At 38.5% G+C, this 1,840-nt stretch carries 3 protein-coding genes; 2 read left to right on the plus strand and 1 reads right to left on the minus strand.

Annotation, left to right across the window (positions count from 1 at the left end; genetic code table 11):
* Both B2Y23_RS08845 and B2Y23_RS08850 read left to right on the plus strand, forming a co-directional pair.
* Nucleotides 1-1,007: HAD-IC family P-type ATPase (locus B2Y23_RS08845; RefSeq protein ID WP_291370291.1), on the plus strand; the 1,007-nt coding region annotated here is incomplete at its 5' end.
* Nucleotides 1,008-1,164: 157 nt separating this feature from the next.
* On the plus strand, nt 1,165-1,257 hold the full coding sequence (locus tag B2Y23_RS08850) for a YHYH domain-containing protein (protein ID WP_151809984.1): 93 nt from the start codon (nt 1,165-1,167) through the stop codon (nt 1,255-1,257).
* Nucleotides 1,258-1,411: 154 nt separating this feature from the next.
* Here B2Y23_RS08850 and B2Y23_RS08855 read toward each other — a convergent pair.
* The coding region (locus B2Y23_RS08855) for a recombinase family protein (RefSeq protein ID WP_291370294.1) at nt 1,412-1,840 on the minus strand (429 nt) is incomplete at its 5' end.

Raw genomic sequence — 1,840 nt, forward strand, 5'->3', positions numbered from 1 at the left:
TTCGTAAAGGTGAAGCTTTACAGCTGCTCAAAGAAACTAAAGTGGTTGCAGTTGATAAAACAGGGACTCTGACTGAAGGGAAACCAATTTTAACCGATCTGCATGTCTTAGAAGGTTTTGAATACAATGCCGTACTTTCACTGATGGCAGCCGTTGAATCAAAGTCTGAGCACCCTATTGCTCGAGCAATTGTACAAGCCGCTATAGATAAGGAATTAATCCTGTCTCCTGTTGCTGATTTTAAATCAGTGACCGGCTACGGAATAGAAGCAACGGTGTCTGAGCATTTGGTTCATATTGGTGCAGACCGATATATGGAAAAACTAGGTTTGAATCCTAATGTTTTTTCTCAATTTTCGGATCGTTTGGGAGAAGAAGGAAAAACCCCTCTCTATGTTGCGATTGACCAGAAACTTGCTGCCATTATTGCTGTAGCAGATCCAATTAAAGAATCAACATTTGCTGCAATTGAAGCGTTACATCAGTTAGGTTTAAAGGTTGCCATGATTACAGGTGATAACCGTCATACAGCTCAAGCGATTGCAAAAAAACTAGGTATTGATGAGGTTATTGCAGAAGTCTTACCAGAAGGTAAAATAGAGGCCGTTAAAAAATTAAAAAATCAATATGGTAAACTCGCATATGTTGGAGATGGCATTAATGATGCCCCTGCACTTGCAGAAGCCGATATTGGTTTAGCGATAGGTACAGGTACAGACGTAGCTATTGAAGCTGCTGATGTGGTTTTGATGTCTGGCAACCTGAAAGGAGTGCCGAATGCTATCGCTTTAAGCAAAGCGACTATAACCAATATTCGTGAAAATTTATTTTGGGCATTTGTTTACAATGCAGCTCTGATTCCTATTGCAGCAGGTGTACTTTATCCGCAATTTGGACTGCTACTTTCTCCTGTATTTGCTGCTGGTGCAATGGCTCTCTCGTCAATATTTGTACTAGGAAATGCTTTACGATTAAAACGTTTTAAAGCCCCCCTTGCAATTATTTAACCATTTTTTATATACATTTAAAGTTTTGTTGGCTTTACTTTATATATTTGGAAATAGTCTAAGCCATGTTGGCTTTTATTAAATATCATACAGTTGATATTCTAATTATTTGAGAGGGATTAAGATGAAAAGAATTTTATTAATATGCTTTATAGGCATGTCATTTACCTATGCGAATGCTCATTCTGGGGGAACGAACTCACAGGGTTGTCATACCAACAGTAAAACTGGTGATTACCACTGTCATTAATAGGTGCGCACACAGTTTTTTTATTTAAAAGACTGTGCTTTAAAGTTATAAGTAGCGTTTAACTAAAGCTAAAAATTCATTCAGTTCTTTTTCCTTTATTTCCTCAGTATGAATAGCCACTGATTTTGTAGGCACCTTTCAGTCCATCTAGTGACTAATTAATTTGTTTTAAATACCGATAGACAGCCTGTCTACTGATACCAAACGCTTTTGCCAGATCAACTTTTGATGAATATTTTCCTTCTTTCCAGGCTTGCAGTAATGCTTTAGCTTGATCTGGATTCAATTTATGGACACGACCTCTATATTTGCCCTGAGCTGCTGCGATCTTAATCCCTTCTTTCTGACGTTCTAAGATAATTTCCCGCTCGAATTGAGCAAAAGCACCCATCAGTTGCAGCATCAAATTATCCATCGGGGTGGATTGGGCCGTAAAAGTAATATTTTCTTTTACAAACTGGATGGCAATCCCTCGTTTGACCAGTTTATCCACTTCAGTCACCAAATCTTTTAAGCTTCGCGCAAAACGATCCATGGAATGTACAATCACCCTGTCCCCTTCCCGGACATAGTTCAACATTTC

The sequence above is a fragment of the Acinetobacter sp. UBA5934 genome (genome assembly GCF_002430855.1).
Taxonomy (GTDB): domain Bacteria; phylum Pseudomonadota; class Gammaproteobacteria; order Pseudomonadales; family Moraxellaceae; genus Acinetobacter.

Excerpts from the sequence above, each read along its gene's own strand:
- B2Y23_RS08850 (WP_151809984.1), top strand. The coding sequence starts at position 1,165 with ATGTCATTTACCTATGCGAATGCTCATTCTGGGGGAACGAACTCACAG.